This window comes from Streptomyces sp. AB3(2024) (genome assembly GCF_041862025.1).
Lineage (GTDB): Bacteria > Actinomycetota > Actinomycetes > Streptomycetales > Streptomycetaceae > Streptomyces.
The window spans coordinates 1-263 of record NZ_JBGWAB010000389.1 but is presented as its reverse complement, the minus strand read 5'-3'; the positions used below and the strand labels follow the sequence as shown (position 1 = coordinate 263).

The 263-nt window shown below is 70.7% G+C and carries 1 pseudogene; it reads left to right on the top strand.

The features are described from left to right. Window positions 1-263, top strand: a pseudogene (locus ACEPPI_RS40900) (Ig-like domain repeat protein); the annotation flags it as partial.

Below are 263 nucleotides of genomic sequence, written 5' to 3'. Positions count from 1 at the left end.
AACGTGACACTTACGCTGGACACAGGCGGCACGGCATGCCTGACCACCAGCAGCCTCACCAGCGGCACGTACTCGGCCGCCTACAACGGCGACTCCTGCTTCGCGGGCGCGGACGCCCCCTTCGAGGTGACGGCCAACCAGGCGGCCAGCACCACCACCGTGTCGGTGGACCCCAACCCCTCGGTGTGCGGCGAGACCGTGACGGTGTGCGCCACCGTCACCGCAGTGGCACCCGGCAGCGGCACCCCCACCGGAACCGTCAC